This window comes from Roseateles sp. GW821-FHT03B02 (assembly GCF_059421025.1).
This window is the reverse complement of sequence record NZ_JBWKUV010000030.1, coordinates 1-1,506: the sequence shown is the minus strand read 5'-3', so window position 1 is coordinate 1,506 and position 1,506 is coordinate 1. Positions and strand designations below refer to the sequence as shown.

The 1,506-nt window shown below is 65.0% G+C and carries 1 protein-coding gene; it reads right to left on the bottom strand.

The window, feature by feature from the left end:
* Window positions 1-324 precede the first annotated feature (324 nt).
* Entirely contained in the window at window positions 325-1,407 is a 1,083-nt protein-coding gene (locus AC07VX_RS26835; protein ID WP_493167855.1) for an IS110 family RNA-guided transposase, read from the bottom strand.
* Window positions 1,408-1,506: the final 99 nt, after the last annotated feature.

Here is a 1,506-nt window from a genome sequence, read left to right as displayed (position 1 = left end):
GTCTACAGGGACTTCCCAGTTGATCAAGCAGGTTGATTCGGACCGTTTTCAATAGGCGCCTTTGCTGTTTTCCTCAAGACCTGAGTTCGGGTTCGATGCAGCGTCACAGAGAACAGACTGCACATCTACAGGCGGCCTTGTTGCACTCGGGTTTCGGTGCGGGCCCAGATACCAACCGCTCAGCAGGGCTCCATTCGTTCGCCGCCGTCGCCACCATGGGCGCGGCACCCGGTTAGTCGAGCTTGCCTGCTGCCGGTCTGACCTGTGTGATGCATCTTCGAACGCACGTCTACGGGAAGAACTTGTTCGTTGGGTAGGGGGTTTTCAGGCCGGCGTCTCGACCGGTAGCGCCAGCAGCTCACCTGGCTTGACCGACACGTGGTTCGGGTCGAACAGGCGTCCCTTGGCCAGCAGCGCCCAGACGATGCGGGCGTTCTTGTTGGCCAGGGCCACCACGGCCTTCTGCCAACCCACGCGCGCCAGCAACTGCACGAGCCACTGCGAGATCTTGTCGCTGCGTTTGTGGGCGGTCATGACGGCGGACTTGGCGCCTTGGATCAGCAGCGTGCGCAGGTAGTCGTCGCCGCGTTTGGTGATGCGCCCCAGCACCGTCTTGCCGCCGCTGGAGTTCTGCCGGGGCACCAGGCCCAGCCACGAGCCGAATTGCGCGCCGTTCTTGAACTGCTTGAAGTCGCCCACGGTGGCCACCAGCGCTGACGCCGTCACCGGACCGATGCCGGCGAGTTGGGCTGCAGCCTTGGCTTGCTCGTCCGAACGGACGTGCGCCGTGATGCGTTCGTCGCAGCTGGCGATGTGGCATTCCAGCTCGATCCAGTGCAGCCGGGCTTCCTGCAGCGCCAGGCGTGCGATGCCCGGCAGCTCGTTGCTCGCGTCTTCCAGCACGTCAGCCAGGCCCAGGCGCAGCGCCTCGGGGCTTTGCGCGAAGACGATGCCGAACTCGGTGAGCAGGCCGCGGATGCGGTTGATGCAGGCGGTGCGGTCTTCCTTGTAGCCCTCGCGCAGCCGGTGAATGGCCAGTAGGGCTTGCTGGGCGGGCGTCTTCACCGGCACGAAGCGCATGTGAGGCCGACCTGCGGCCTCGCAGATTGCGGCGGCGTCCGCCGCATCGTTCTTGCCGCCCTTGCCGGCCATGCGGTAGGGCGTGACGAAATGGCCGGCGATCAGGCGCGCATCCAGACCGAAGCCGCACAGCTTGCGCGCCCAGTGATGGGCGCCGCCGCAGGCCTCCATGGCGACCAGGCAGCCGGCGGGCAACTGCACGCACCAAGCGGCAAACTTGTCGGCGGGCAGTGCCTTGGCGGCAACCACACGGCCGGTCGCATCGACAGCGTGGACCTGGATCACGCGCTTGGCCAGATCGACCCAAACTCGGGTAATCTCGTTCATGGGCTTCCCCTTTCACAGGCTTGCAGATTGACGATTCGCACCATCAATCTTGGCGCCTCGACGCCGTTAGCCAGAAGGTGGGAAGTCCCTTCGTATTCG